The organism is Mycobacterium sp. 852002-51971_SCH5477799-a (assembly GCF_001667145.1).
In the GTDB taxonomy this organism is placed as follows: Bacteria; Actinomycetota; Actinomycetes; order Mycobacteriales; family Mycobacteriaceae; genus Mycobacterium.
In genome coordinates, this window is the sequence record NZ_LZIF01000086.1 from 146657 (window position 1) to 169646 (window position 22990).

General features: G+C 64.9%; 21 protein-coding genes. 10 read left to right on the forward strand and 11 right to left on the reverse strand.

Annotated elements, in window-relative coordinates; genetic code table 11:
* Positions 1-53 precede the first annotated feature (53 nt).
* From A5753_RS12315 to A5753_RS12340, 6 genes are all read right to left on the reverse strand, one after another.
* A complete protein-coding gene (locus tag A5753_RS12315) occupies positions 54-1595 on the reverse strand; it encodes a class I adenylate-forming enzyme family protein (protein ID WP_067127801.1) in 1542 nt (513 codons plus the stop codon).
* Positions 1588-3162 (reverse strand): class I adenylate-forming enzyme family protein, encoded by a 1575-nt coding sequence (locus A5753_RS12320; RefSeq protein ID WP_067127804.1) that lies wholly within the window; start codon positions 3160-3162, stop codon positions 1588-1590. Before A5753_RS12320 ends, A5753_RS12315 begins: the two co-directional genes overlap by 8 nt.
* Positions 3152-4621, reverse strand: a complete 1470-nt coding sequence (locus A5753_RS12325; RefSeq protein ID WP_067127807.1) for a class I adenylate-forming enzyme family protein — start codon at positions 4619-4621, stop codon at positions 3152-3154. The genes A5753_RS12320 and A5753_RS12325 overlap by 11 nt, the downstream gene beginning before the upstream one ends.
* Entirely contained in the window at positions 4621-5415 is a 795-nt protein-coding gene (locus A5753_RS12330; RefSeq protein WP_067127810.1) for an enoyl-CoA hydratase/isomerase family protein, read from the reverse strand. The genes A5753_RS12325 and A5753_RS12330 overlap by 1 nt, the downstream gene beginning before the upstream one ends.
* A complete protein-coding gene (locus A5753_RS12335) occupies positions 5406-6218 on the reverse strand; it encodes an enoyl-CoA hydratase/isomerase family protein (RefSeq protein ID WP_067127813.1) in 813 nt (270 codons plus the stop codon). The genes A5753_RS12330 and A5753_RS12335 overlap by 10 nt, the downstream gene beginning before the upstream one ends.
* A gap of 119 nt (positions 6219-6337) precedes the next feature.
* Entirely contained in the window at positions 6338-7159 is an 822-nt protein-coding gene (locus A5753_RS12340; RefSeq protein WP_067127816.1) for an enoyl-CoA hydratase/isomerase family protein, read from the reverse strand.
* Positions 7160-7281: 122 nt separating this feature from the next.
* On the opposite strand from A5753_RS12340, the gene A5753_RS12345 reads away from it, so the two are divergent.
* Complete coding sequence (locus A5753_RS12345) at positions 7282-7977, forward strand: hypothetical protein (RefSeq protein ID WP_067127819.1); 696 nt, start codon at positions 7282-7284, stop codon at positions 7975-7977.
* Complete coding sequence (locus A5753_RS12350; RefSeq protein WP_067127822.1) at positions 7974-8882, forward strand: enoyl-CoA hydratase/isomerase family protein; 909 nt, start codon at positions 7974-7976, stop codon at positions 8880-8882. The genes A5753_RS12345 and A5753_RS12350 overlap by 4 nt, the downstream gene beginning before the upstream one ends.
* A 19-nt stretch (positions 8883-8901) precedes the next feature.
* Here the strand turns inward: A5753_RS12350 and A5753_RS12355 are convergent, their stop codons facing one another.
* Positions 8902-9714 carry a TetR/AcrR family transcriptional regulator gene (locus A5753_RS12355; protein WP_067127824.1) on the reverse strand — a complete coding sequence of 271 codons (813 nt, stop codon included), beginning with the start codon at positions 9712-9714 and terminating at the stop codon, positions 8902-8904.
* A gap of 192 nt (positions 9715-9906) precedes the next feature.
* On the opposite strand from A5753_RS12355, the gene A5753_RS12360 reads away from it, so the two are divergent.
* Together A5753_RS12360 and A5753_RS12365 are read left to right on the forward strand one after the other, a co-directional pair.
* Positions 9907-10704: an SDR family NAD(P)-dependent oxidoreductase gene (locus A5753_RS12360; protein ID WP_067127827.1), complete on the forward strand. Its 798-nt coding sequence runs from the start codon at positions 9907-9909 to the stop codon at positions 10702-10704.
* A 42-nt stretch (positions 10705-10746) separates the two neighbouring features.
* Entirely contained in the window at positions 10747-11763 is a 1017-nt protein-coding gene (locus A5753_RS12365) for a dihydrodipicolinate synthase family protein (protein WP_067127829.1), read from the forward strand.
* Between the two features lie 61 nt (positions 11764-11824).
* On the opposite strand, the gene A5753_RS12370 is transcribed toward A5753_RS12365, so the two are convergent.
* Positions 11825-12064, reverse strand: a complete 240-nt coding sequence (locus tag A5753_RS12370) for a CsbD family protein (RefSeq protein ID WP_064952326.1) — start codon at positions 12062-12064, stop codon at positions 11825-11827.
* A 357-nt stretch (positions 12065-12421) separates the two neighbouring features.
* Between A5753_RS12370 and A5753_RS12375 the strand changes: the two genes are divergently transcribed.
* Genes A5753_RS12375 through A5753_RS12400 form a run of 6 tightly spaced genes read left to right on the forward strand, consistent with a single transcriptional unit; the run spans position 12422 to position 19225 of the window.
* Positions 12422-13267 carry an enoyl-CoA hydratase gene (locus A5753_RS12375; RefSeq protein ID WP_067127832.1) on the forward strand — a complete coding sequence of 282 codons (846 nt, stop codon included), beginning with the start codon at positions 12422-12424 and terminating at the stop codon, positions 13265-13267.
* Positions 13268-13297: 30 nt separating this feature from the next.
* Positions 13298-14500: an amidohydrolase family protein gene (locus A5753_RS12380; RefSeq protein WP_067128052.1), complete on the forward strand. Its 1203-nt coding sequence runs from the start codon at positions 13298-13300 to the stop codon at positions 14498-14500.
* 23 nt (positions 14501-14523) lie between these two features.
* The gene (locus tag A5753_RS12385) at positions 14524-16149 is read left to right on the forward strand and encodes an acyl-CoA synthetase (protein WP_067127836.1); all 1626 of its coding nucleotides are present in this window, start codon (positions 14524-14526) and stop codon (positions 16147-16149) included.
* The gene (locus A5753_RS12390; protein WP_067127839.1) at positions 16146-16976 is read left to right on the forward strand and encodes an amidohydrolase family protein; all 831 of its coding nucleotides are present in this window, start codon (positions 16146-16148) and stop codon (positions 16974-16976) included. Before A5753_RS12385 ends, A5753_RS12390 begins: the two co-directional genes overlap by 4 nt.
* Positions 16977-16978: 2 nt before the next feature.
* Positions 16979-18025: an acyl-CoA dehydrogenase family protein gene (locus tag A5753_RS12395; protein ID WP_067127842.1), complete on the forward strand. Its 1047-nt coding sequence runs from the start codon at positions 16979-16981 to the stop codon at positions 18023-18025.
* Positions 18026-19225 (forward strand): acyl-CoA dehydrogenase family protein, encoded by a 1200-nt coding sequence (locus A5753_RS12400; RefSeq protein ID WP_067127844.1) that lies wholly within the window; start codon positions 18026-18028, stop codon positions 19223-19225.
* 79 nt (positions 19226-19304) lie between these two features.
* Here the strand turns inward: A5753_RS12400 and A5753_RS12405 are convergent, their stop codons facing one another.
* From A5753_RS12405 to A5753_RS12415, 3 genes are read right to left on the reverse strand one after another with little or no spacing between them, the layout of a single operon-like run.
* On the reverse strand, positions 19305-20459 hold the full coding sequence (locus A5753_RS12405; RefSeq protein WP_067127848.1) for a thiolase family protein: 1155 nt from the start codon (positions 20457-20459) through the stop codon (positions 19305-19307).
* The gene (locus A5753_RS12410; protein WP_067128055.1) at positions 20456-21670 is read right to left on the reverse strand and encodes a CaiB/BaiF CoA-transferase family protein; all 1215 of its coding nucleotides are present in this window, start codon (positions 21668-21670) and stop codon (positions 20456-20458) included. The genes A5753_RS12405 and A5753_RS12410 overlap by 4 nt, the downstream gene beginning before the upstream one ends.
* A gap of 21 nt (positions 21671-21691) precedes the next feature.
* On the reverse strand, positions 21692-22900 hold the full coding sequence (locus A5753_RS12415; RefSeq protein WP_067127851.1) for a cytochrome P450: 1209 nt from the start codon (positions 22898-22900) through the stop codon (positions 21692-21694).
* Positions 22901-22990: the final 90 nt, after the last annotated feature.

Sequence of the window (22990 nt, forward strand, 5' to 3'; positions counted from 1 at the left end):
CCGATGTTCGCGAACCTCAACTCATTGGACAAGGCCTTCGAGTCGCAAAACTGTCAACCGTGGACGCGGGTCCGCTGAGCCTGGTCTACCAGCATCTCGCGCAGTCGACGGATGTCGACCTTGCCGGTGCCACCGCGCGGAACGCCGTCATCGGATTCCAGCAGTAGCCACACCGTCGGGACCTTGAAGGCGCTCAACAGAGTTCGCGCGGGGCCGCGCAGCCGCTCGGCGGTCAGGGCACGGCACACCACCACCGCGCCCACCCGATTGCCCGCAGCGCCGGGAACATTGGTGACGAAGGCGTTGTCGACGCCGTCGATTGCGCGCAGCGCGCTCTCGACCTCACTGGGGTAGACGGTCGCGCCGCTAACTTTGAACATGTCGTCGGATCGCCCGTGGTAGAACAGGAATCCATCCTGGTCGAGGTGGCCGAGGTCACCGGTGGGGTAGAAGCCGTCGACGGTGAAGAGGTCCTCGCGGGAGCGACCGCAGATCCCGCGCAGCGTGTGCGGTCCGCGAATTTGGATCATGCCGGTCGCACCGGCCGTCATCGGCGCGCCGCTGTCGGCGTCGACGATGCGGACTTCCATGCCGGGGAAGGGTTTTCCGCAGCTGCCCCAGGCCGAAGGGGGCATGTCGGTATCGGCGGGATAACCGCAGTACGGCCCGAAGGCCTCGGTCATGCCAAATAACGTGGCCCGCGCGCCGGGCAGGGCGCGCCGCTCGGGCGGTAACAGGGCCTGCAGGCTTCCCGCTCCTAGAGCCGACAGGTCGGCACCCACCTCGCCGGCGTGCCGTGCCAATGTCTCGGCCTGGTCCGGCCAGCCCCGAAACAGCGTGACCCGTTCGTCTTCCAGCAGTTTAAGGGTGGTTTCCGGTCGAGGTATCTCTTCGGTCACCAGGGTGGCGCCGGCCAGCAGGACGGAGAGTATGCCGCTGCCGAAACCGCCCACCCAGAAGAAGGGCATCGGCAGATACAGGCGGGTCTCAGAGGTGATGCGGCGAGCCGAAAGGCCCGACCGCACGGCGCCCAGCGCATTGCCGTGCGAGTGGATGACGCCCTTGGGAGAGCCGCTGCTGCCCGAGGTGAACATGATCACCAGCGGGTCGGCGGGCGTTACCGTTGCTGTCATGGGGTCGATGATGTCGCGGACGTGCCTACTCGCACAGCCGTTTTCGAGCCGGTTGACCGGCCAGAGCTGCCGTAACGCGGGCAGTTCGGTTCGTGGCAGAGTCGCGAGGTCATCGAGGTAACGGTGGCCGCGGAATTCCTCGACGCTGACCAAAAACTGCACCGAAGCCGTCCGTAGCTGCGCGGCCAGCTCTGCGGCCGTCAGCAGGGTGCTAAGTGGAACCAGCACCGCGCCGATACGAGTCAAGGCGATGGCGATCTGCACCCAGCGGGCGCCGTTGGGCATGATGAGTCCTACCCGGGTGCCCTTGCCCACGCCGGCCTCGATGAAGGTAGCGGCCAAATCACGTGTGGTCGAATCGAGTTCGCGGTAGCTGATGCGGGAGGTAGGATCGATCACCATCGGCGTGTCACCATCTTGGTCGGCCCGCAACCGCACCAGTTCGTCGATGGTGCTAGACATCGAAGAGCCTTCTGAGTCGGCGCATGTCGACCTTGCCACTGGACAGCAGCGGAACCTCGGCACTGCGGAGAGCGACGAACCGCTTGGGAATCTTGTACGCCGACAGCTCCTGCTTGAGACGCGCCACCAGTGCGCCTTCGTCGAACTGCGCGGCGCCGTCTGCCGTGACGACCACCGCGGCGACGACCTGCCCGCGCCGGGCGTCGGGAATGCCGATCACATACGCCGGCGCTTCGTCGGTGACCCTGCTGATGGCCTTCTCCACCTCGGCCGCCGAGACATTGGCGCCTCCCGTTTTGATCATCGCGCTGAGCCGGCCGACGAAATAGACGAATCCGTCGGCATCGACGCGCACCAAGTCGCCGGTGTGGAACCAACCGTCGGCATCGAAACACTCTTCGCGGCTGCGCTTGTAATAGCGCTGCATCAGGCACGGTCCGCGAATGCACAGCTCGCCGACCTCGCCGACCGGCTTGACGGCCGCGGTGTCGGGGTCGGGGTCGACGACCTTGGTCTCAATCCCCGGTGCCGGCTTGCCGAATGAGCCGCGCCGGTGCTCGGGTTGATCGAATTCGTCATCGCCGATCAGCACGACGCTGCCGGCCTCGGTCATGCCCAGCATGTTGTGCCGCAGTTCCGGGTCCGCCGGGCGGGCGTCGGGAGCCATGATCGGGTACAGGTTGCCGCGCCGCATCGAGGTCAGATCGCGCTGGGGAAAGCTAGGGTGGTCGGCCAGGTGGGCGATCCCGGCCGCGAACCCGTTGGTGGTGGTTGGCCTTTCGGCTTCCAGCAGGTCGAGGGTCGCGCCCGCGTCGGTGGCGTTGGAACACACCAGCGTCGATCCGGCCGTCAAAGTCGCGAGCAGGCCGTACGCGAATCCACCGATCCAGAAGAACGGCGAATTGCAGAACAGCCTGTCGTCGGCGGACAAGCCCCGGATCACGTTGAGGTTTTGTTGATGCGCGAGCAGGCCGCCGTGGGTGTGCACCGCGCCCTTCGGGGAGCTGGTAGATCCCGACGTGTACACGATCGTCAGCGGATCACCTTCTGCGACAGCATCTTCCAGCGCCAGCAGGAGGGCGGGGTCGACGGTGTCGGCCCGCCCGTATACGGTCTCGTGGGTGACCGCGACGTAGCGCAATTGAGGCGCTGCGGCGCAAAACAATCGGGAACCGAGATCGGCATCCGGGAGAACTTCGGACAGCCGTTGCACGTAATCGTGAGAACGAAAAGACTTGGCGATCAATAGGATCTGCACGTCACTATCGACAAGTTGCTCGCGCAGCTCACGGGCGGTGACAAAGGTGGAGAACGGTATAACCACGGCACCGATCCGCGCCGCGGCCAGCATCCCGACCACGAACTCGGGTCCGTTCGGATAGAGCAGCCCCACATGGGTGCCCTTGCCGGCGCCGAGGGCAATCAGCCCGCGCGCAAGCGCCGCCGAACGGAAGACGGCCTCGGCGTAGCTGATCCGGTCATCGTCGCAGACCAGAAGAGGGTGATCGCCGCGCGACCGAGATTGCCGCCGCAATATCGCGGCGACCGTCAATGAATCAACGGGCATGGTCGCGCTGAATCGCGGGCTCGCGAAAGGAGTCCCGTATCGCACCGAGATCCGGCTTCCCCGACGGTGTGCGGGGGATGGTGTCGACGATTGCGATCTCGGTGGGTATCTCGTAACGCGCCAGCCGCTCTCGCAGGTACTCCACCAGCGCCTCGGCATCGGCGTGGGCCCGCTCGCGAAGCTCAACCATGGCGACCGGTGTCTCGCCCAGCCGCTCGTCGGGCCGGGCGATCACCGCCGCGCCCGCCACCGCGGGGTGGCTTTCCAGTGCGGCACGGACGTCGTCGGGCATCACCTTGAAACCGCCGCGGATGATCGCCTGGTCGGCGCGCCCGACGATCCAGAGAAACCCGTCGTCGTCGATTCGCGCCATATCCGTGGTCCGCATCCACTGCGCGGCAGGCCCCAGCTGGCCCGGCTTGACCTCCAGCAGGCCGACCGCATTTGCGCCCAAGGGAGTTCCGTCCTCGGCGACCACCCTGAGCTGAGCGCCGGGATTGGCCCGACCGACGCTGCCCCGTTTGGTCTTCCAGTACCGCTGATGGTCGGGAAGGGTCCAGCCCGCCACGCCGCCGCCGAATTCGGTTGCCGCATAGGAGGTCAACACGGGAACGCCGTACTTCTCGGTGAAGGCGTCGGCATCCTCGGCCGACAGCGGTGCCGTCCCGCAGGTGACGGCCTTCAGGCTTGCCAGGTCGGCGCGCGGAACATCGGAGTGCAGTACGGTGCGCAGGGCGGCCGGTACCAGCGACGCCGCGCGGGGACGATGCTTGCGCACCGCCTCGGCCCACGCGTTGAGCTCGAATCGTTCCAGCAGCACGAACGGCCGTGCCTCGGCCACGCATTGCAGCACGCGGAATACCCCGCCGATATGCACCAGCGGTGAGTTCACGATCGCGACGCCGCGGCGCAGCCCTTGAGGCGACGCCGCGTGTTCGGGCTCCGGACCCATCACGCTGCGCGCCAGCATGTCGTAACTCAGATCGATCCGCTTGGGCGGCCCCGTAGTACCGCTGGTCAACATGCGCACCGCGACATCCGACGGCGGACCGGCTTCGCGGGCGGACGGCGTGACTGCGTCGGCGTCGTCTAACAGACCCGTAATCGCGACCGTCGGCGTGCCCGCGGGCACCAGCGCCGTCAGATCGTCTCGCTCGCCTACGATCACCGGAAGCCGCAACCTTACGATGTCGTTCTTGGTGCGCTCGTCACCGCGCGACGGGTTGATGACCACGACCGTTCCACCGCTCAGTAGCACGCCCAAAAAGGCGGCCACGTGTCCCGGCCGGTTGCGTAACAGCATCCCGACTTCGGCCCCGAGAGTAATGGCCGCGATGCGTTGTGCCGATGCGGCGACTCGAGCCCAGGAGATCCACTGCCCGCCATACTCAATGGCGTGCGATTCCGGCTCTAGGTCAAGCACTTCGGCGATGCGTTGGACCAGCGGGTGGCGCGACATCAACGAATCTCCGGTTTGCCCAACCGGGTTTGGGGATCGTTCTGGGCGGCCCGCTCGGCGGCGCCCAGGGGGTTGCCCAGCCGGGTGTAGATCAGGCCCTGCTCCAGTGCGGCGCGGTAGGGCTTGTCCAGCGATTCCCAAATCGCTTTCACCGTGCCCGCGGTCGCCGTCGGCGGCTTGGCCGCGATGGTCGCGGCGATCTCGTGGGCGCGGCGCCAGAGCTGGTCGGCGGCGACGACCTCGGAGACCAATCCGATCCGGAGGGCGGTGTCGGCGCTGACCCGTTCGTCGTTGCCCATCAGTGCTATGCGCAGAGTCTCGCCCAGGCCGATGCGTCGCATCAGGCCGATCGGTTCCAATGCGCACACCAGGCCCGCCGACACGTGAGAGTCGAAGAACGTGGCGGTCTCTGAGCAGATGACCACGTCGGATTCGTTGACGAAGTAGAACGCGCCCGCGGTGCACATGCCCTGGACCGCACAGACCACGGGTTTCCACATCTTCTGCCACTTGGGACTCAGCGCTTCGCCGGGATCCTCGTGGTTCCAGATGTTTTCGGGCTGCCCGTACGGCGTCTTGATGTCCAGGCCGGCGCTGAACGCCCGATCGCCGGCGGCGCGCAACACCACCGCATGTACCGAGTCGTCGAGCTTGACCGTGCGCCACGCGCGGGTCATCTCCTCGCACATGGTGCGGTTGAACGCGTTGAGCTGATCAGGGCGATTCAGCGTGATGGTGGCGACATGGTCGTGCGCGTCGACCTCGAGCAGAATGGTTTCGAAGGTCATCGGCATTGCCAGTTCGGTTTGCGTTTCTCGACGAACGCCCTCGGGCCCTCCTGCGCGTCCTCGGTGCGCAGCACACGCTCGCGGAACGTCTCGGCGAGTATCTCCGCTTCGTGCAGCGGCACGTTCAGGCCCTTGAGAATCGCCAACCGGGTGCCCCGGACGGCCAGCGGCGCATTGGAATTGACGATATCGGCGATCTCGTGGGCCCGTTCCAGCAGGCGGTCGTGATCGACGATTTCGCTGATCAACCCGAGGTCATACGCGCGTTGCGCGCCCATCCGCTCGTGCTTGCCCATCAAGGCCATTCGCAGCGCGATGGAGCGGGGCAACACCCGAGACACCCGCACCAATTCCCGGCCGGCCACCAGCCCGATGCTGACGTGCGGATCGAAGAATGTCGCCTGCTCCGAAGCGATCACGATGTCGGTCGTAGTGACCCAGTCCATGCCGGCACCACAGCAGATTCCGTTCACGGCGGTCAGCACCGGCTTCGCCATCGTGCGAAACGGTGGCGTGCCCTCCTGCGGCGCCTCCCATTGGTCGTACGTCGACAGGTATGGCCGCTCGTAGATCACCTTGCCGTCTTCCGGAATCTCTTTGACGTCGGCGCCGGTGCAAAACGCGCGGCCGGTCCCGGTGACGATGGTGAGCCAGACATTGTCATCGCTTTCGGCCTCGTCGTAGGCGGCGCGAAGCTCGGTGATCATGTGCGGGCTGAGCGCATTGAGAGCGTCCGGCCGGTTCAGGGTGATGGTCGCGGTGTGCCGGTCGACTTCGTACTTGATGGTGTCGAACGAATCAGCGGGCATCGGTCATCCCTTCGTCTGGCGCTTGGTCCGACCCGCGAGCGTGGGGTCGAAGGACGGATTCCCGGCGATTGCCGTGCGCAGGACCCGCGCCTAGCGCGTTGCTGTTGTCGCTTCTCTGGTCAGCGTCCACGAAAATCCGGATCCCGTCGCTGCGCGAAGGCCGCCAGGCCCTCCTTGAAATCGCTTGTCCTGCAGGACAATTCCAGGTTGAACAGCTCCTGGGTCAACGATTGGCTCAGCGTCGAATGCTGGCCGAAGTTCAGCGCCTGTTTGGCCAGGCCGATCGCGGCCGTCGGCCCGGCCGCCAGTCGGGCCAGCAACTGCTCGGCGACATGGTCGAGGTCCGAGCCGCTTACCGCCTGGTGGATCAGCCCCCAGTCGGTCGCATCCCGCGCGCTCACCTTCTCACCAAGCAGCAGCATGCGCCTGGCCCGCGCCAGGCCGACCAGGCGCGGCAGCAGCCAGGTGGAACCCGAGTCCGGGCTGAATCCACGGTCGATGAAAGGCTCCCAGAAGACCGCGTCCTCGGCGGCCACGGTGAAGTCGGCGGCCAGGGCGAGATTGCAGCCGAACCCTACGGCCCAGCCCCGCACGCTGCACACCACCGGCAATTGGATGCTTGCGACGAGCTCGATCACCCGGTGAGCGGCATGGGGGATCCGCCGCACCAGATCCCCGGTGCGGGGGCGCTGGGCGCCGGGATTGTTGGCGGCCACCCAGTCGGCGCCCGCGCAGAAGTCGTCGCCCGCGCCGCGGATGTGGACGGCGCGTAGCGAGTCGTCGGCGGCGGCATCGGTGAGCGCATCGACCAGTGTCCCGATCATCAGCTGTGTCAACGAATTACGCCGCGATGGGCGGTCGATCGTCACCAGTAACACCGCACCGTCGCGGCGCACTGTTACCGAACCCTCGGCACCGGCCGTGTCGGCCCCCTGACTCACCGTCGAATCCGGCCTTTCTCCGCCGATACGGTTACCCATACAGTAGGCAATACGATTGATACGCTGTATAAGTTAGCAAGGATACGCTGCCTGCGGAACAACCCGGGGTGAAAGAGAGAACCATGGCCTTGTCGGAGGGGCACGCCGCGCCGACGTCGACCGGCGACGGTGACGCGCGATTCGGCGAGACGCCGCTTGCCCAGACCGTGGCCGCGTCCGCCGCCATGCGGCGCCTGAGCTCGTTGCTGATATCCCTCGAACGTCCGCACCGCGCGGTGGACGACATGCTGCAGAAGTTCGCCGAGTGGGAAGGTGAACTGGCGGCCGCGGCGCCGACGGACAACGCGCCGCGCATCGGCGAAGTGCCCGACGACCCCCGGCGCGTCTACCTCAACCACGCCACCGATATCGGCGCGTACAACCCGTGCTTTCCCGAATACCGGTTCGATCAACTCGACGCCGAGAATGCAACGGGCACTGTCGAGTTCCCGCTGGTGTACGAGGGTCCGCCGGGCCTGGTGCACGGCGGGTTCCTGGGCGTCTTCTTCGACTGTGTCATCCAGCACCACAACTGCGTCACCGGCCTGTCCGGCAAAACGCGATCCTTGGCCGTCACCTTCCGCCGACCGACGCCGGTGTTGACCGAGCTGCGTTTCGACATCGCCCGATCCGAGGGCGAACGCGGCATCACGTCGACCGGGCGGCTGTTGCTCGACGACGAAGTCCTGTCTACCGGAGAGGTCAACACCTTGGCGTCACGGCCGGAAAACCTTGCCGGAACGCGATTCGGCAGGCGCCGAAAGGAGTCCGACACATGACCGCCTCGAGCACCTCAGACAATCGCGTGCTCTTCGACGTCGATCCCGATGGGCGCATCGCGACGATCACGCTGAACAATCCCAAGCAACGCAACTCCTATGACGCGGTTATGCGGGATGCCGTCGCCCGCTGCCTGGACCGGGTGGCCGAAGACGACGACCTCACGGTGGTGCTACTGCGTGGTGCCGAGGGGGTGTTTTCCACTGGAGCCGACATGAACAATGCCTACGACTGGTATGGCTCGTCCGCGCCACCCGACCAGGCTGCGGCCGACGACCGGGCCGCCAAACGCCGCCCCAGCCAGCGTCGACGACTTACCGTGGACCGCAAGTCTTTTGGCTTCTACCACAATTTCATGGGCTTTCCGAAGGTTACGGTGGGGGAGATCGCCGGTTACGCGCTCGGCGGCGGATTCGAGATGGCGTTGATGACCGACATCTCGGTCATCGCGCGCGACACCAAGATCGGCATGCCCGCAACCCGTTTCCTCGGCCCCGCGCTCGGCAGCCTGCACATGTTCTTTCACCGGCTCGGGCCGGTGCTGGCCCGGCGCCTGCTGCTGACCGGCGACATCATCGAGGCGGCCGAGATCGAACACCTCGGGATCTTCACCGACACCTGCGCGCCCGGCGCGGTGACGGCCCGGGCACGATACTGGGCCGAGAAGGCGGCGAAGATGCCCGCCGACGGAGTCGTCATCGCCAAGGAGGCATTCCGGCTGGTCGAGCAGAGCCAGGCGTACCAGGGCGAAGAGGTCGCCAGCTACCTGTTCCACGCCTTCGGCACCAACCTGCAATTCGGGCCGGACGAGTTCAACTTCGTCAAAATCCGTGCGCAGCACGGTGCCCGGGAGGCGTTCCGGTTACGCGACGAGCACTTCCACGTGCCTGAACCCGAAGGCTGACAGAGCGTTTCGGGCGCAATCAACGAGCGGCTGCCGCCTTGGTTCGGCCACGGTTGGTGGCAGACTTGGCCGGCTTGCGCTGTCGTGATGGCGCCGCCTTGCTGCCCTTTAACTCGTTGCTCTCGTCGATCAGCCGGCCGGCGTGATCGAGAATGCAGGTGAGACCGTACTCGAAATTGGTTTCATCGGGCGCGCCGATGCGGTGACCTATCCGGGTCACCTGAGAGAGGAGTGGGGTCTTTTCCGGGTCGATCGAAACGGCGTCCTCGATGGCGCGGGGACCGATATCCGACGATTGGTTCTTTTCGTAGAGCCGTTGCAGCACCACCGATCCCCGCACGTGAACCGAAACCGCCGAATAGGTGTCGAACGCATCCTCCGGTGACAGGCCGGCCTCCACCAGATTGGCCACCGCTTTCTCCATCTCCTGGGCACCCATCCGCGCCGCCTTCGGGGAAAGGGCCGCCCGAATCAAAATCAGGTCGCACAGAATTGGGTTGCCCATGAAGGTCTTACGCATCAAGCGCGCGTGGTTGGCCAACGTCTCGCGCCAGTCGCTGGCTTCGACATAAGGAGTGGCGAACACGTACTTGCTCAGGGCTCGGTCGGTCATCGCGTTGAGCAGGTCGTCCTTCTTGCGGAAGTACCAGTAGATGCTCGTCACGCCGACACCGAGATGTTTGCCGAGCAACGGCATGCTCAGGTTGTCGATCGACACCTGCTCCGCGAGTTCGAATGCGCCGCTGATGATGTCATCGGGATTGATGGACCCGCGTTCGCGTCGCTGGCGCTTGTCGGCGGTTGCCTGTTTTGCCACTACGGGCACCTCCATCAAATTCTGTTTCGTGCATGCGGTCCGGCGACCGTGCCGCCGGTAGTATCGAATTTACCGGCACTTCTCATCTGACCTGCGTATACGCCTGCGTGTCGCATTATTCCTCTGCTACTGTAATACCTATCGTAGGCTTTTTGGTAAATCGGCTGGACAGGCGAAAATGACCAGACTAGAGCTGCGGATTACGCGATGGATCTAGGGCTGGCGAATGCCACTGCGGTGGTAGTCGGCGGCAGCCGCGGTATGGGATTGGCGACGGCACGCTGCTTCGCGGACGAAGGTGCCCGGGTGGCGGTGGTCGGCCGTAGCCGCGACGCCCTCGATGCGGCGGTGACCGATCTCGCGAAACGTGGCAGTCCGGACGCGGTTGGACTGACCGCCGACATCGGAGACGACGAAGCGGTCGGCACGGTGTTTGGTGAGCTCGCCGAGCGATGGAACGGCGAACTCAACGCGCTGGTCGTCACGGTGGGGCCGGGCGCCGCAGGCACGTTCGAAGATCTGACCGACGACCAGTGGCGCCAGTCCGTCGAAGACGGCGTGCTGGGGATGGTGCGCTGCGTACGTGCGGCACTTCCGCTGCTGCGCAAGGCGCGATGGGCCCGAATCGTCAACTTCTCGGCGCACTCGACTCAGCGGCAAAGTGTCATGCTGCCCGCCTACACGGCGGCGAAGTCGATGCTGGCCAGCGTTTCGAAAAACCTGTCCCTGCTGCTGGCCAAGGACGAGATCCTGGTCAACGTGGTGTCGCCTGGCAGCATCGCGTCGGAATCCCTGGTCGGCTGGGCGAAGTCGGTGGGGGTCGACGGCAACGACCCGTACGCGCTGATGGAGGCCATTGCCAAGCATTTCGGTCATCCCGCGCACCTGCCGCGGGCGGGCCTGCCGGACGAAATCGGCCCAGTCGCCGCGTTTCTGGCCTCGCGGCGCAATTCCTACATGACTGGAGCCAACATCAACGTCGATGGCGGTTCGGACTTCACCTGAGGACGGTCGAAGAAAGCGATTGGCAGACAAAAGGAGTCGATTGTGGCTACGGCAGCAGAGGCGCGCGCGTGGGCGCCCGGCGCGCTGCGGGGGATCGGTGACTCCCTCTACACCCCGTTTTGCGGCACCGAGGGCGATGATATCGACTGGGACGCCTACCGGACATTGGTGCGTTACTGCGTCGGCGATCTCGGGCATCCAATGTTGTGGTGCACCAGCGGAATCGCCGAATTCTGGTCGCTGACCCTCGAGGAGCGTAAAAGACTTCTGGAAGTGGCAGTCGAGGAAGCGCGCAGCATCAATCCTGACGTGGTGGTGCAGGCGTGCACGGCGGCCATGTCGGCGAAGGACTGTGTGGACTTGACGCTGCACGCCCAGGAGGCGGGCGCCGACATCGTCTACATTCAAACGCCGATGATGGAGGCCCACGGCGGCGAGGGCGTGTTGCGCTTTTTCAAATACGTGGCGGCGCGCACGAATATCGCGCTGGGCATGTTCAATTCGCCGTCCTCGGGTTACGTGCTGACGCCGGCCGAAAGTGCCCGGATCTACAACGAGGTTCCCGCCGTGTGCGCCACCAAAGAGGGCGCCTTCCGGCCGGCGAGCAGCCGGATGCTGCATGAACTGGCGCCCGGCCTCGCGGTGTGGGAGTGCGACAAGACGGTGTACCGCGCTGGCTGGCTGCGCGACGGGATCGTCTGTCCGGCGCAACTGGGTACCGCGGGTTACCTTTTCGAAACGCCCACGCGGCGATTGTTCTCCGAATACTGGGACCTGGTACAGAGCGACAAACTCGTCGAGGCGATGGACTACGGCCGCGAGTCGGGCCTGGACCAGTTCGACCTCGACATCGGGTCCTGGTGGACCTGTTACCCGGGTCGAGCGGATTACTTCACCCACTGGGGCGGCGCATTCAAGTACGCCGCGTCGCTGCTTGGCCTGCCCATCGGCGCGTACCCGCATTCCCGGCCCCCGCAAGCCAAATTACCTGTCGAGGCGCAGGCCCAGATCGAAGACGCCTATCGGCGCCTGGGCCTGCTCGAAACTGTGTTGCGGTAGAACGGTTTACGCAGCGAAGCGGGCCCGGTCGATGACCGGGCCCGCCCTACTAGCTGACCGTTTAATTCTGCTCGGCCCGCTCACGCTGCTCGTAGGCCTTGGCCTTGCCGCGGGCTTTCTCAGCGGCGGCTTCCTTCTTCCCAGCGTTGCGCTGGGCTTCCGCCTTGTCCTGCTGAGCCTTGCCCTCGTCGATCAGGCCATCGTTGCCGATGATGATCCCGATGACCTGCTTGGTCTTACCCAGGGCATCTTCGACGATGCCTCGAACGAGTTCGATCGGGCCACTCTTGACGTCAACCACTGCAACTACCTCCCATTGATTGGCTGGCTCCCCGTGGGTTTCCCGATCGCGGGGCCGATGCAAACGTCGTGACAACGTGTGACACACCACAGAAATTAAGTCTTGCCACGTCGCGGGCAATTTGTGCGCCGAAAAAAGGGTGCGAGCCCTCCGCCCCTTCGCGAGTTGCGACTGCGCCGAAATCCGTCTTCGCCGGCCTGTCGATCTGCGGGCGGTTTGAACCGACCCTTCGGCACCTGAAATCGCAGTTTAGTCGGGGTTTCACACCCGACTTACGGCGGTTGTGGAATGCGGTACCGATAGGTATACAGTATGGGTACAAACTCGCCTGTTGATCAGCTATGAGGGGACGGTCTGATGAGCGCCGCCGACCGTGTGGTCACTGGTGAGGCGGTGCTGTATGAGACCACTGAAACCGGTGTTGCAATTCTGACGTTCAACCGTCCGGATCGCCTCAACGCCTGGGGCCCCGACATCGCAGCCGGGTTCTACGCGGCGATCGATCGCGCCGAGCAGGACCCGGCCATCCGCGCCATCGTGTTGACCGGCCGGGGCCGGGGGTTTTGCGCGGGCGCGTATTTGGGCGCGCCGAGTTCGGCTCCCAGTTACGGCGAGACGCTGGAGAAGGCAGGTCAGACGAACTTGGCTGACTTGGTCGGGGAGCGGCCGCCCCATTTTGTGACGACGCTGCGCAAACCCGTCATCGCAGCCATCAACGGTGCTTGCGTCGGCATCGGGTTGACTCAGGCGCTGATGTGCGATGTTCGGTTCGCGGCCGCCGGCGCGAAGTTCGGCGCCGTGTTCGCGCGCCGCGGCCTGATCGCGGAGTTCGGGATTTCGTGGATACTGCCGCGGCTGACCAACTGGGGCGTCGCTCTCGATCTGTTGCTCAGCGGGCGGACCTTTTTCGCAGAAGAGGCGGCCGAGTTGGGTCTGGTGAAAGAGGTTGTCGCTTCGGAAAGTTTGATGAAGCGTGCCCTGGACTACGCCGAGGACATCGCCGCGAATTGCTCTCCGGCGTCGATGGCCGTGATCAAGAGCCAGGTTTACGGTGACGCGACTCGCGACGTCGTACAGGCCAACGGCCTCTCCGAGGTTTTGTTGCACGAGGCCATACCACGGCCCGACGTCATCGAGGGCATCACGAGTTTTCTCGAGAAGCGGCCCCCGCAATTCCCAGCGCTCGGTGCGACCGACGCTTAGTGTTCGCCGGTAATGGCGGAAAGGATGATCATGGCTGACTTGGGTTACCAGGCGATCGACGTTGACAACCACTACTACGAGCCGCTGGACTCGTTCACCCGCCACCTGGACAAAAAGTTCAAACGGCGCGGCGTCCAGATGGTCACTGAGGGCAAGCGGACCTGGGCGGTCATCGGCGACCGCGTCAATCACTTCATTCCCAACCCCACGTTCGATCCGATCATCGTGCCGGGTTGCCTCGACCTGTTATTCCGCGGCGAGATTCCCGAAGGCGTCGACCCGGCCTCGCTGATGAAAGTCGAACGGCTGGCGGACCATCCCGAGTATCAGAACCGCGATGCCCGGATCGCGGTGATGGATACCCAGGACATCGAGACTGCGTTCATGCTGCCGACTTTCGGATGCGGGGTCGAGGAGGCGCTCAAGCACGACATCGAGGCGACCATGGCGTCGGTGCATGCGTTCAATCTGTGGCTCGACGAGGATTGGGGCTTCGACCGGCCGGATCGCCGGATCATTGCGGCGCCGATCATTTCGCTGGCTGACCCCGCCAGGGCCGTCGAAGAGGTCGAGTTCGTGCTGGCGCGCGGCGCCAAGCTGGTGCTGGTGCGTCCGGCGCCGGTGCCCGGTCTGGTCAAGCCACGGTCGCTGGGCGATCCCAGCCACGACCCGGTGTGGGCGCGGCTGGCCGAGGCGGAGGTGCCGGTGGGATTTCACCTGTCCGACAGCGGTTATCTGCACATCGCGGCGGCCTGGGGCGGCAAGGCGACGTTCGAGGGCTTCGGCGCCAAAGATCCGCTGGATCAGGTGCTCCTCGACGACCGCGCCATCCACGACACGATGGCCTCGATGATCGTGCACGGCGTGTTCACCCGTCATCCCAAACTCAAGGCGGTCAGCATCGAGAACGGGTCATACTTTGTGCACAGGCTGATCAAGCGTTTGAAGAAGGCGGCGAACACCCAACCCCAGTGGTTCCCCGAAGACCCGGTGGAGCAGCTGCGCAACAACGTGTGGATCGCCCCCTATTACGAGGACGATCTGGCGGAGCTGGCCGAGGCCATCGGTGTCGACAAGATCCTGTTCGGCTCCGACTGGCCGCACGGAGAAGGCCTGGAATCGCCGGTGTCGTTCGCCGAGGAGCTGAAAGCCTTCAGTGAGTCCGACGTGCGAAAGATCATGCGGGACAATGCCCTAGACCTTCTCGGTGTCCAAGTCGGCTCGGCCGCCTGATCGGACCGAGGCCGGCTACGCCCGTGAGCGAATGGACCATTGGGGCGGTTCTCGACGAAATCGCCAACGTTATCCCCGACCGGACGATGACGGTCTGCGGCAACCACCGCAGCACCTTTCGCCAGTCGGCGGAACGCACCCGCAAATTGGCGAACTTCCTGGCAAGGAACGGATTAGGAGCGCATCGCGAACGCGCCAGCCTGCACAATTGGGAATGCGGGCAGGACCGCGTGGCGCTGGTCATGCACAACGATCTGTACCCGGACGTGCTCGTCGGCTGTCTCAAGGCCCGGACCGTCCCGGTGAACATCAACTACTACTACACGCCACGCGAGGTCGGCGAGCTGCTCGACTACGTGCGGCCCAGGGCGGTCATCTACCACCGCGCACTGGGCGCGAAGTTCGCCGACGTGCTCGTCCACGACGGCGTCGAGCTGTTGGTGTCGATCGACGACGGCAGCACGGCCCCGGGCCTGCCCGGGGCGGTGTCATTGGATGACGCACTGGCGCAGGGGGATACCGACCAGAGCATGATGGCGTCCCCGGACGATCTATTGATGATCTGCACCGGCGGCACGACCGGCCGACCCAAGGGTGTGCTCTGGCGACAGTCCGACATCTACGTGACATCGATGGTGGGCGCCGACCATGCCTGTGCCCAGGAGATTCACGACAAGGTGCGCGGTGACGCCGGTGCCCCATGGTTCGCTGTCTCGCCGCTGATGCACGCGGCCGGCATGTGGACAGCATTCGCGGCCATCATGGCGGGCACGCCCGTGGTGCTCTACGACACCTCGAAAAGACTTGACCCGCACGTGGTCTGGGAGACGGCCGAACGCGAGAAGGTCGGCATGATGACCATGGTCGGGGACGCCTATGCCGCACCGCTGGTGGAACAGCTGCGGGGTGGTTCCTACGACTTGTCGTCGCTGTATGCGATCGGCACCGGCGGTGCCGCGACGAATCCGAAGTATCAGCAAGCCCTGCTGGACTTGCTACCCCAGATCACTCTCATCAACGGGTATGGCTCGTCGGAGACCGGAAACATGGGGTTCGGCCACAGCCGGCTCGGCACGCAAGCCGACACCTTCACGCTGCGCGAGGGCGGACTTGTGCTATCCGAGGACTACAGTCACTTCCTTGCTCCCGGTGAGACGGAGGTGGGCTGGGCCGCCAGGCAAGGGCGAATACCGTTGGGATACTTCAACGATCCCGACGCCACCCATAAGACTTTTCCCGAGATCGATGGCAAGCGGGTGGTGATATCCGGTGACCGGGCCGGATTGGAACCCGACGGAACGTTGCGGCTCTTCGGCCGTGATTCCCTGGTGGTCAACACCGGCGGCGAGAAGGTTTTCGTCGAGGAAGTCGAAGAGGTGCTGCGCGCCCACCCGGCGATCGCCGACGCCCTGGTCGTCGGTCGCCCCAGCGAACGCTGGGGCGAGGAACTCGTGGCCCTCGTCGAACTCCGCGATGGAGCCGCCGCGGCCGCCGAGGAACTGCACACGCTCTGCACGTCGCGACTGGCGCGATTCAAGGCGCCCAAAGAATTCGTCGTCGTCGAGCAGGTGCAGCGCCTGGGCAACGGCAAGGCCGATTACCGTTGGGCGAAACGTCACGCAACAGCAAAGGCGCCGATGTCGACATGAAAGCTATCGATTGCCTGGTGAATGTGCACTTCGGCGAGACCGAGCAGCAGCCCACCTGGATGCTCAAGGTACGTGACGACTACTTCAAGGGACCGGAGTCGATGTTCGAGCCGGTCGAATTGTCGAAGTTGCTCGAGGAGATGGACACCCAGGGTGTGCGCAAGGCGATCCTGATGGACAATCTGGCCAAGCCGTCGGTGACCGCGCGCAAATTCGTCGAGGAGAAGCCCGACCGATTTGCGCTGGCGATGGGCGGGGTCAACCTGCTGCGGCCGATGCCGTCCCTGCGGGAACTTTCCTCCATCGTCAACGACCTGCCCGTTGCCTATGCCGCTGTGGGACCGAGCTTTTGGGGTGACGGTCAATACCCGCCGAGTGACGCCGTGTACTACCCGCTGTACACCAAGTGCGCCGAGCTCGAGCTGCCGCTGTGTATCAACACCGGGATTCCCGGGCCTCCCATCCCGGGGGAGGTGCAGAACCCGATGCACCTGGACCGAGTCTGCGTGCGATTCCCCGAATTGAAGCTGTGCATGATTCACGGCGCCGACCCGTGGTGGGACATCGCGATCAGGCTGTTGATCAAATACGCCAACCTGCGGTTGATGACGTCTGCATGGTCGCCAAAGCGGTTGCCGGACAGCCTGTTGCATTACATGCGGACTCGAGGACCGAACAAGGTGATCTTCGCTTCTGACTGGCCGGTGCTGAAAATGCACCGCGTCGTCCCCGAAGCGGCCGGGTTGGACCTGCCCGCCGACGTTCTCGACAACTATCTCTACAACAACGCCCAAGAATTCTTCTTCGGTGGCCAGAAGGAAGGCTGAGGATGGACCGCTATGAACTACGTAGGCTGGACTACAGCCTGACGTCGGATCACGAGGCGTTGCAGGCCGCCTACCGCGATTTCTTCAAAACACATTGCCCGATCGAAACCGTGCGCGCCGCCGAGGAGACCGGCTTCGACAAAAATCTATGGGAGCGGCTGTGCGCCATGGGCGCAACGACCATGGCGGTTCCGGAATCCGCGGGCGGAGACGGCGCGACGCTCGTCGATCTGACCTTGGTGGCCGAGGAGATCGGCCGGTCGCTCGCGCCGGTTCCGTGGATCGACCAGGTCTGCACCGCACGGCTGCTCGCACGCCTGGGCGCGGTCGAACCCGACGTCGTGCACGGCAAGCGGCTCGCCGCACTCGATCCGCAGCAGGAAAGCGCATCCGGCGCTCGGCTCCTGCCCACCGGATCGATCGCCGACCAGATCATCATGCGCGATGGCGACGACGTCGTCGCGCTGACGTTCGGGACGCGCCCGACCAAGGTGGACAACATCGGCCGGTTGCCGATGGCCTGGGTGGATCCAGCGACCGCTGACACCCGCACCGTGCTGGCCAGCGGATCCGAGGCGTTCGCGGAATATCAACGAGCACTGGATGAATGGCGGGTGCTGAGTGCGGCGGCGTTGGTTGGGCTGGTGGAGAAGACCATGACCATCGCCGCCGAGTTCGCCAAGACGCGTTACACGCTGGGGGTGCCCATCTCGACGCTGCAGGGCATCTCTCATCCGCTGGCCAACATCGCGATCACCGTGCAGGGTGGCCGCAACCTGGCGCGGCGTGCGGCGTGGTTTCTGGACAACGAGCCGCACGAGCGACCGGAGTTGGCACCCTCGGCGTTCGTGTTCATGGCCGAGGAGGCGGCGAAGGCCGCGACCATGGCGGTGCATATCCAAGGGGGCCTTGGTGTTTCGGCCGAGGCCGCCGCCACGGCATACCTGGTACGAGCCCGTGGCTGGGCATTGGCCGGCGGGGATCCCGGCGCCAGCGCCAAGTACATCGGCGAGCTGGTCGCCGCCCGCGAAAGTGGAAAGGGCGCCTAAGTGGATTTCTCACGAGTCACGCTGTCCGAGGACGATCAGCGCTTTCTCGAAGAGGCGCGCGATTTCCTGCGCACGCATGTGACAGAAGACGTCAAGCGCCGGGACCGGGAAACGGGCGACAACTTCGACGAGGGAGTGCACCTGGCGTTGGGCGCCGCCGGCTACCTCGAACGCGAATGGAAGCCGGAGGCCGACGGCGGCTTCAGCCGGCTACGTCGCCGCATCTGGGAGTTGGAGAAGCGGCGCGCGCACGTGCCCTGGGTGACCTGGGGCACCACCGCCATGGTGGCCCGCTCGGTCGCGAGGTTCGGCTCGGCCGAGTTGCGGGACGAAGTGCTACCGGGCGTCTTCAGCGGACACGTCCGGCTGTGCCTGGGCTACACCGAACCCGAGGGCGGGTCCGACATCGCCACCTGCAAGACCCGTGCGGTGCGGGAGGCGGATGGATCAACCTGGATTATCAATGGCTCCAAGATGTTCACCACCGGCGCGCACAACTGCCAGTACGTCTTCCTCATCACCAACACCGATCCGGACGCTCAGAAACACAAGAGCCTGACCATGTTTCTGGTTCCACTGAGCTCTCCGGGCATCGAGATCCAGGGCATCCGCACCGTCGACGGTGACCGCACCAACATCGTCTACTACAGCGACGTGCGCGTCGACGACAAGTACCGCCTGGGCGACGTGAACGCGGGCTGGACGGTGTTGCGTGAACCCCTTAACACCGAGCACGGGGCGGTGGCGGCCGCCCCGGACGGGCTGCAGGACGTGTCGATCATGATGCACCAGGCCGGTTTCATGGCCGATGCCCTGGACAAGGCCGCGGCCAAAGTGGGCGAGCGGGACCCGAACGGGCGCAGGCTCATCGATGATTCGGCGGTGGCATATCGCTTGGGGCGCAGCGCGGCGCGGATAGAAGCGTCATTGAGCGCCCCCAGCATCTTCGGGCGCGTCGCCCTGGCGCAGACGATGCGTGACATCTCGCCGGACCTGATGGACATCCTGGGTACCGCGTCGACGCTGCCCCTCGGCACCGACGGCGCGGCCGACAATGGGGCCGCGGAGTACGTATACCGCTTCGCCCCGCTGGTCGGGATTTACGGCGGGACCCTCGAGGTGTTCCGCAACATGATCGCGCAATACGTGCTGGGCCTGGGAAAGCCGGCGTACGCGCCGGTCGCGAAGAAAGCCTCCTAGTTTCGCCGAGCGTGAACTGACGGCGCCCGCCTTCGGCTTGTCGTCGCCGCCAGTTCACGCTCGGCGCTGGGGCGCGCCGTCAGGTCGTGAGGATTGTCGCCGCGGCGGTGCCCGGCGCGCCGTACAACTGGGTGAATCCCACCTTCGGGTTGCCGGGCACCTGACGATCGCCGGCCTCGCCGCGGAGTTGGCGTACGATCTCGTGGATCTGTCGCAGACCGGAAGCGCCGATGGGCTCACCGTTGGCGATCAGCCCGCCGTCGGTGTTGACCGGCATCGAGCCGTTGATCTCGGTGGCACCGTCGGCCAGGAGCTTCTCCTGATCGCCGTGCTCGCAGAACCCGCACTCGGCCATGTGGATGATTTCGGCTCCGGCGTCGGTGTCCTGCAACTGGATGACGTCGACGTCGTCGGGCGAGATGCCCGCCTTCTCGAATGCGCCGCGAGCGGCGTAAACCGTTGGCGCCACGTCTTCTTCGACGGGTGCGCAGGTGGTGTTGACCTCATAGGCCCCGTAGCGGCGGGTGCGGACCTCCACCGCCCGCAGGTAGACGGGCTTGGAGCTATAACGGTGCGCGATGTCCGCCCGGCACATGACCACGGCGGCGGCCCCCTCGTCGGGCGCGCAGAACATGTATTGCGTCAGAGGGTAATTGAGCATCGCCGAGTTCAAGATGTCTTCTTCGGAGAGCGGCTTCCGGCGAAATGCATTGGGGTTCATGGCCCCGTTGCGGAAGTTCTTGGCGGCGACCTTGGCCAGCGTCTGCTGAGAGATGGCGTGGTCGTGCAGGTAGCGGTTGGCTTTCATGCCGAAGAACTGGGTGGTCAGGTACTGTCCGTTCTCCGCGTACCAGCGCGGCATGCCGACCAGTGCGGGGTCCTCGGTGAACGCGCCGCGTGGGTGTTTATCCAGGCCGACGGCGATACCGATGTCGTAGTCGCCCAGCCGGATGCCGTCGGCGCACGCCTTGGCGGCGCTGGCGGCGGTCGCGCATGCGTTGAACACGTTGGTGAACGGGATGCCGGTGAGGCCGACCATGCCGACGATCGCGTCCGGGTTGGCCACCGTCCAGCTCCCACCGGTGGCGAATTGCACGTCATGCCAGGCGATACCGGCGTCGGCGACCGCGGCGAGAATGGCGTCGACGCCCATCTGCATCGCCGACTTGCCCTCGAAGCGCCCGAAGGGGTGTAAACCCACGCCGATGATGGCGACATCGTCATTGGAGGTCACGCAATGGCTCCTGCATTCTTGAGTTCCTCGATCCGGTCCCAGTCCATGCCGAGCTCCATTAGAACCAACTCGGTGTGCTCACTGGCCTGGGGCGCCCGGGTCGTCGTCAACGGCTCGTGGTTGAACTGAACGGGGCCGCGAACCACGCGGAACGGCTTGCCGCCGCCGGCGAGCTCGACTTCGGCGATCATGTCGTTGGCGATCGCCTGCTCATCGTCGACCAGGTCGATGAGGCTCTGGAACGGTGCCCACTGGCCCTTCATCGTCTTGAGGTGCTGCCGCCAATAGTCAAAGGGCTTGCCCGCGAAGGCCGTTGCGATCAGCTCGGCGGCGGCATCGGCGTTCTGAATCAAGGGAAGCACGTCGGCGAAGCGCGGATCGTCGGCCGCCTCGGGAATGCCTAGATGTTCGAACGTGTCGCGGATCAGCCCGGTCGGGCTGATGATGCACAGGTTGATCGTGCCGCCGTCGGAGGTTTCGTAGTTGCCCATGAAGGGATTCACCGAGGGGGCGCCGGAACCCGGCATGGGAGTGCGCATGACCTCGCCGGTCTCCATGCCCTGCGTCACGCTGGCGCCGGCCGCCCACCACGCCGTGCTCAGCAGCGACACGTCGAGTTCGACGGCTTCACCGGTGCGCTCGCGATGCAGCAGGGCGGCCGAGATGCCCCCGGCGATGAACATGCCGCCGATCGAATCGCCGAATGCGGGAATGCCTTGTCCCAGTGCGCCGCCCAGCTCCTCGGGCGTCAGCGCGTACCCGATGCCGCTTCGGGTCCAGAACGCCGTGCCGTCGTACCCGCCGGTGTCACGTTCGGCCCCTTTGTCCCCGTAGGCCGACCCGCGGGCGTACACGATGTTTGGATTCACCGCGCGAATGTGCTCGACGTCGAAGTTGTGCTTCTGGCGTTGCGCGGGCTTGTAGTTGGTGAGGAACACGTCCGCGGTCTTGGCCAGCTCGTAGATCACTTCCTGACCGCCCGGCGTGGAGACGTCGATTCCGACGCTGCGTTTGCCCCGGTTGGGATGTTCCATCAGCGGGTGTCGCTCCGGATCGATTTGAATGCCACCCATATTCAGAAAGCCACGCTGGGTATCGCCGCGCGCCGGGTGTTCGACTTTGATGACGTCCGCTCCCCAGTCGGCCAGGATGGCTCCCGCTGCCGGAACGAACGTGAACTGCGCAAGCTCGAGGACCCGAAAGCCCGTCATGACTTTGACCATTGTCGGACACTACTTCGCGTCGAACGTCACCGGAAGCGCATTCGGTGACCGGAACGGCTGGCCGTGGATGTGCGGGTCATCGTCGGTCAGCAAGGTGAGGTTGGTGAGCCGGTCCAGCAGGCATTCCATCGCGACGCGCGTTTCCAGCCGCGCGAGATGCAAACCGAGGCAGGTGTGCTCACCTGCGGCGAACGAGATGTGCGGCATGTGCTTGCGGAAGATGTCGAACTCTTCGGAGCGTTCCCAGCGTTGCTCGTCGCGGTTCGCCGAACCGATGCACACCCCGATCACCGAACGCGCCGGAATCTTCACGCCTTCCACTTCGGTGTCCTCGGTCGTGAAACGTTGCACCACGGTCAGCGGTGTTTCGTACCGCAGCCCTTCCTCGATGGCCGGTGCCAACAGCTCGCGGTCGGCTTGCAGCGCGGCGAATTGCTCCGGGTGCGTCAGCAGCAGATACAACAGGTTTCCCGACGAGCGGTAGGTGGTTTCCAAGCCGGCCGGTAGTAGCAGACGAAGGAACGAGTAAATGGCTTCGTCGGTGAGCTTTTCGCCGTCGATCTCCGCGGTGACCAGGTCACCGATGATGTCCTCGGTGGGCTTGGATTTGCGCTGTTCGATCTGCTCGATGAAATACTCCTTGAGCGCGGCCGAGGCCTCGAAGGCGCCTTCGTAGTTGACGTGGTAGCTGATCAGTTGCACGGCGCGCTTGCGGAACATCGGCAGGTCGTCGGCCGGCAGTCCCAGCAGCTTGGCGATCACGCGGGTGGGGAACTCGAAGGTGAAGTTCCGGACCAGGTCGGCTCGACCTGTTTCGATGAACTCGTCGATCAGGGCATTGCAGATCGGCCGCACGATGGTGGGCTCCCAGCGGGCCAGCGCCTTGGACTTGAACGCCGCGGAGACCAGGTTGCGGTGTTCGCGGTGTTTCATTCCCCCCATCGCCAGAATCGTCGGCCCCATGAACAGGCCGATGGTCTTGTCGTACGGCTTGGAACTGAACACCCGGCCGTCCCGAAACACCGTGTTGACCGCGTCGAACGACATCGCGGAGTATTCCTGCTTGGGCATCAGGGACTCCGGCGTCTTGGAGTAGTCCATCACCGTGCCGGCGAACACGCCGGCCTCCCGCCGCTTGCGGGCAAAGAACGGGTAGGGGTCACGCAGGCTGACGGTCTCGTCGCCGGCACCGGCGGCGGTGTGCACGTTGGTCGTCACCTGATCTCCAGCATCTTGATCTCAGCACGATCGAACACTTACTTCGTAAGATCATACTGTAATTATTACAGTAGGCAATATGGGCATGAC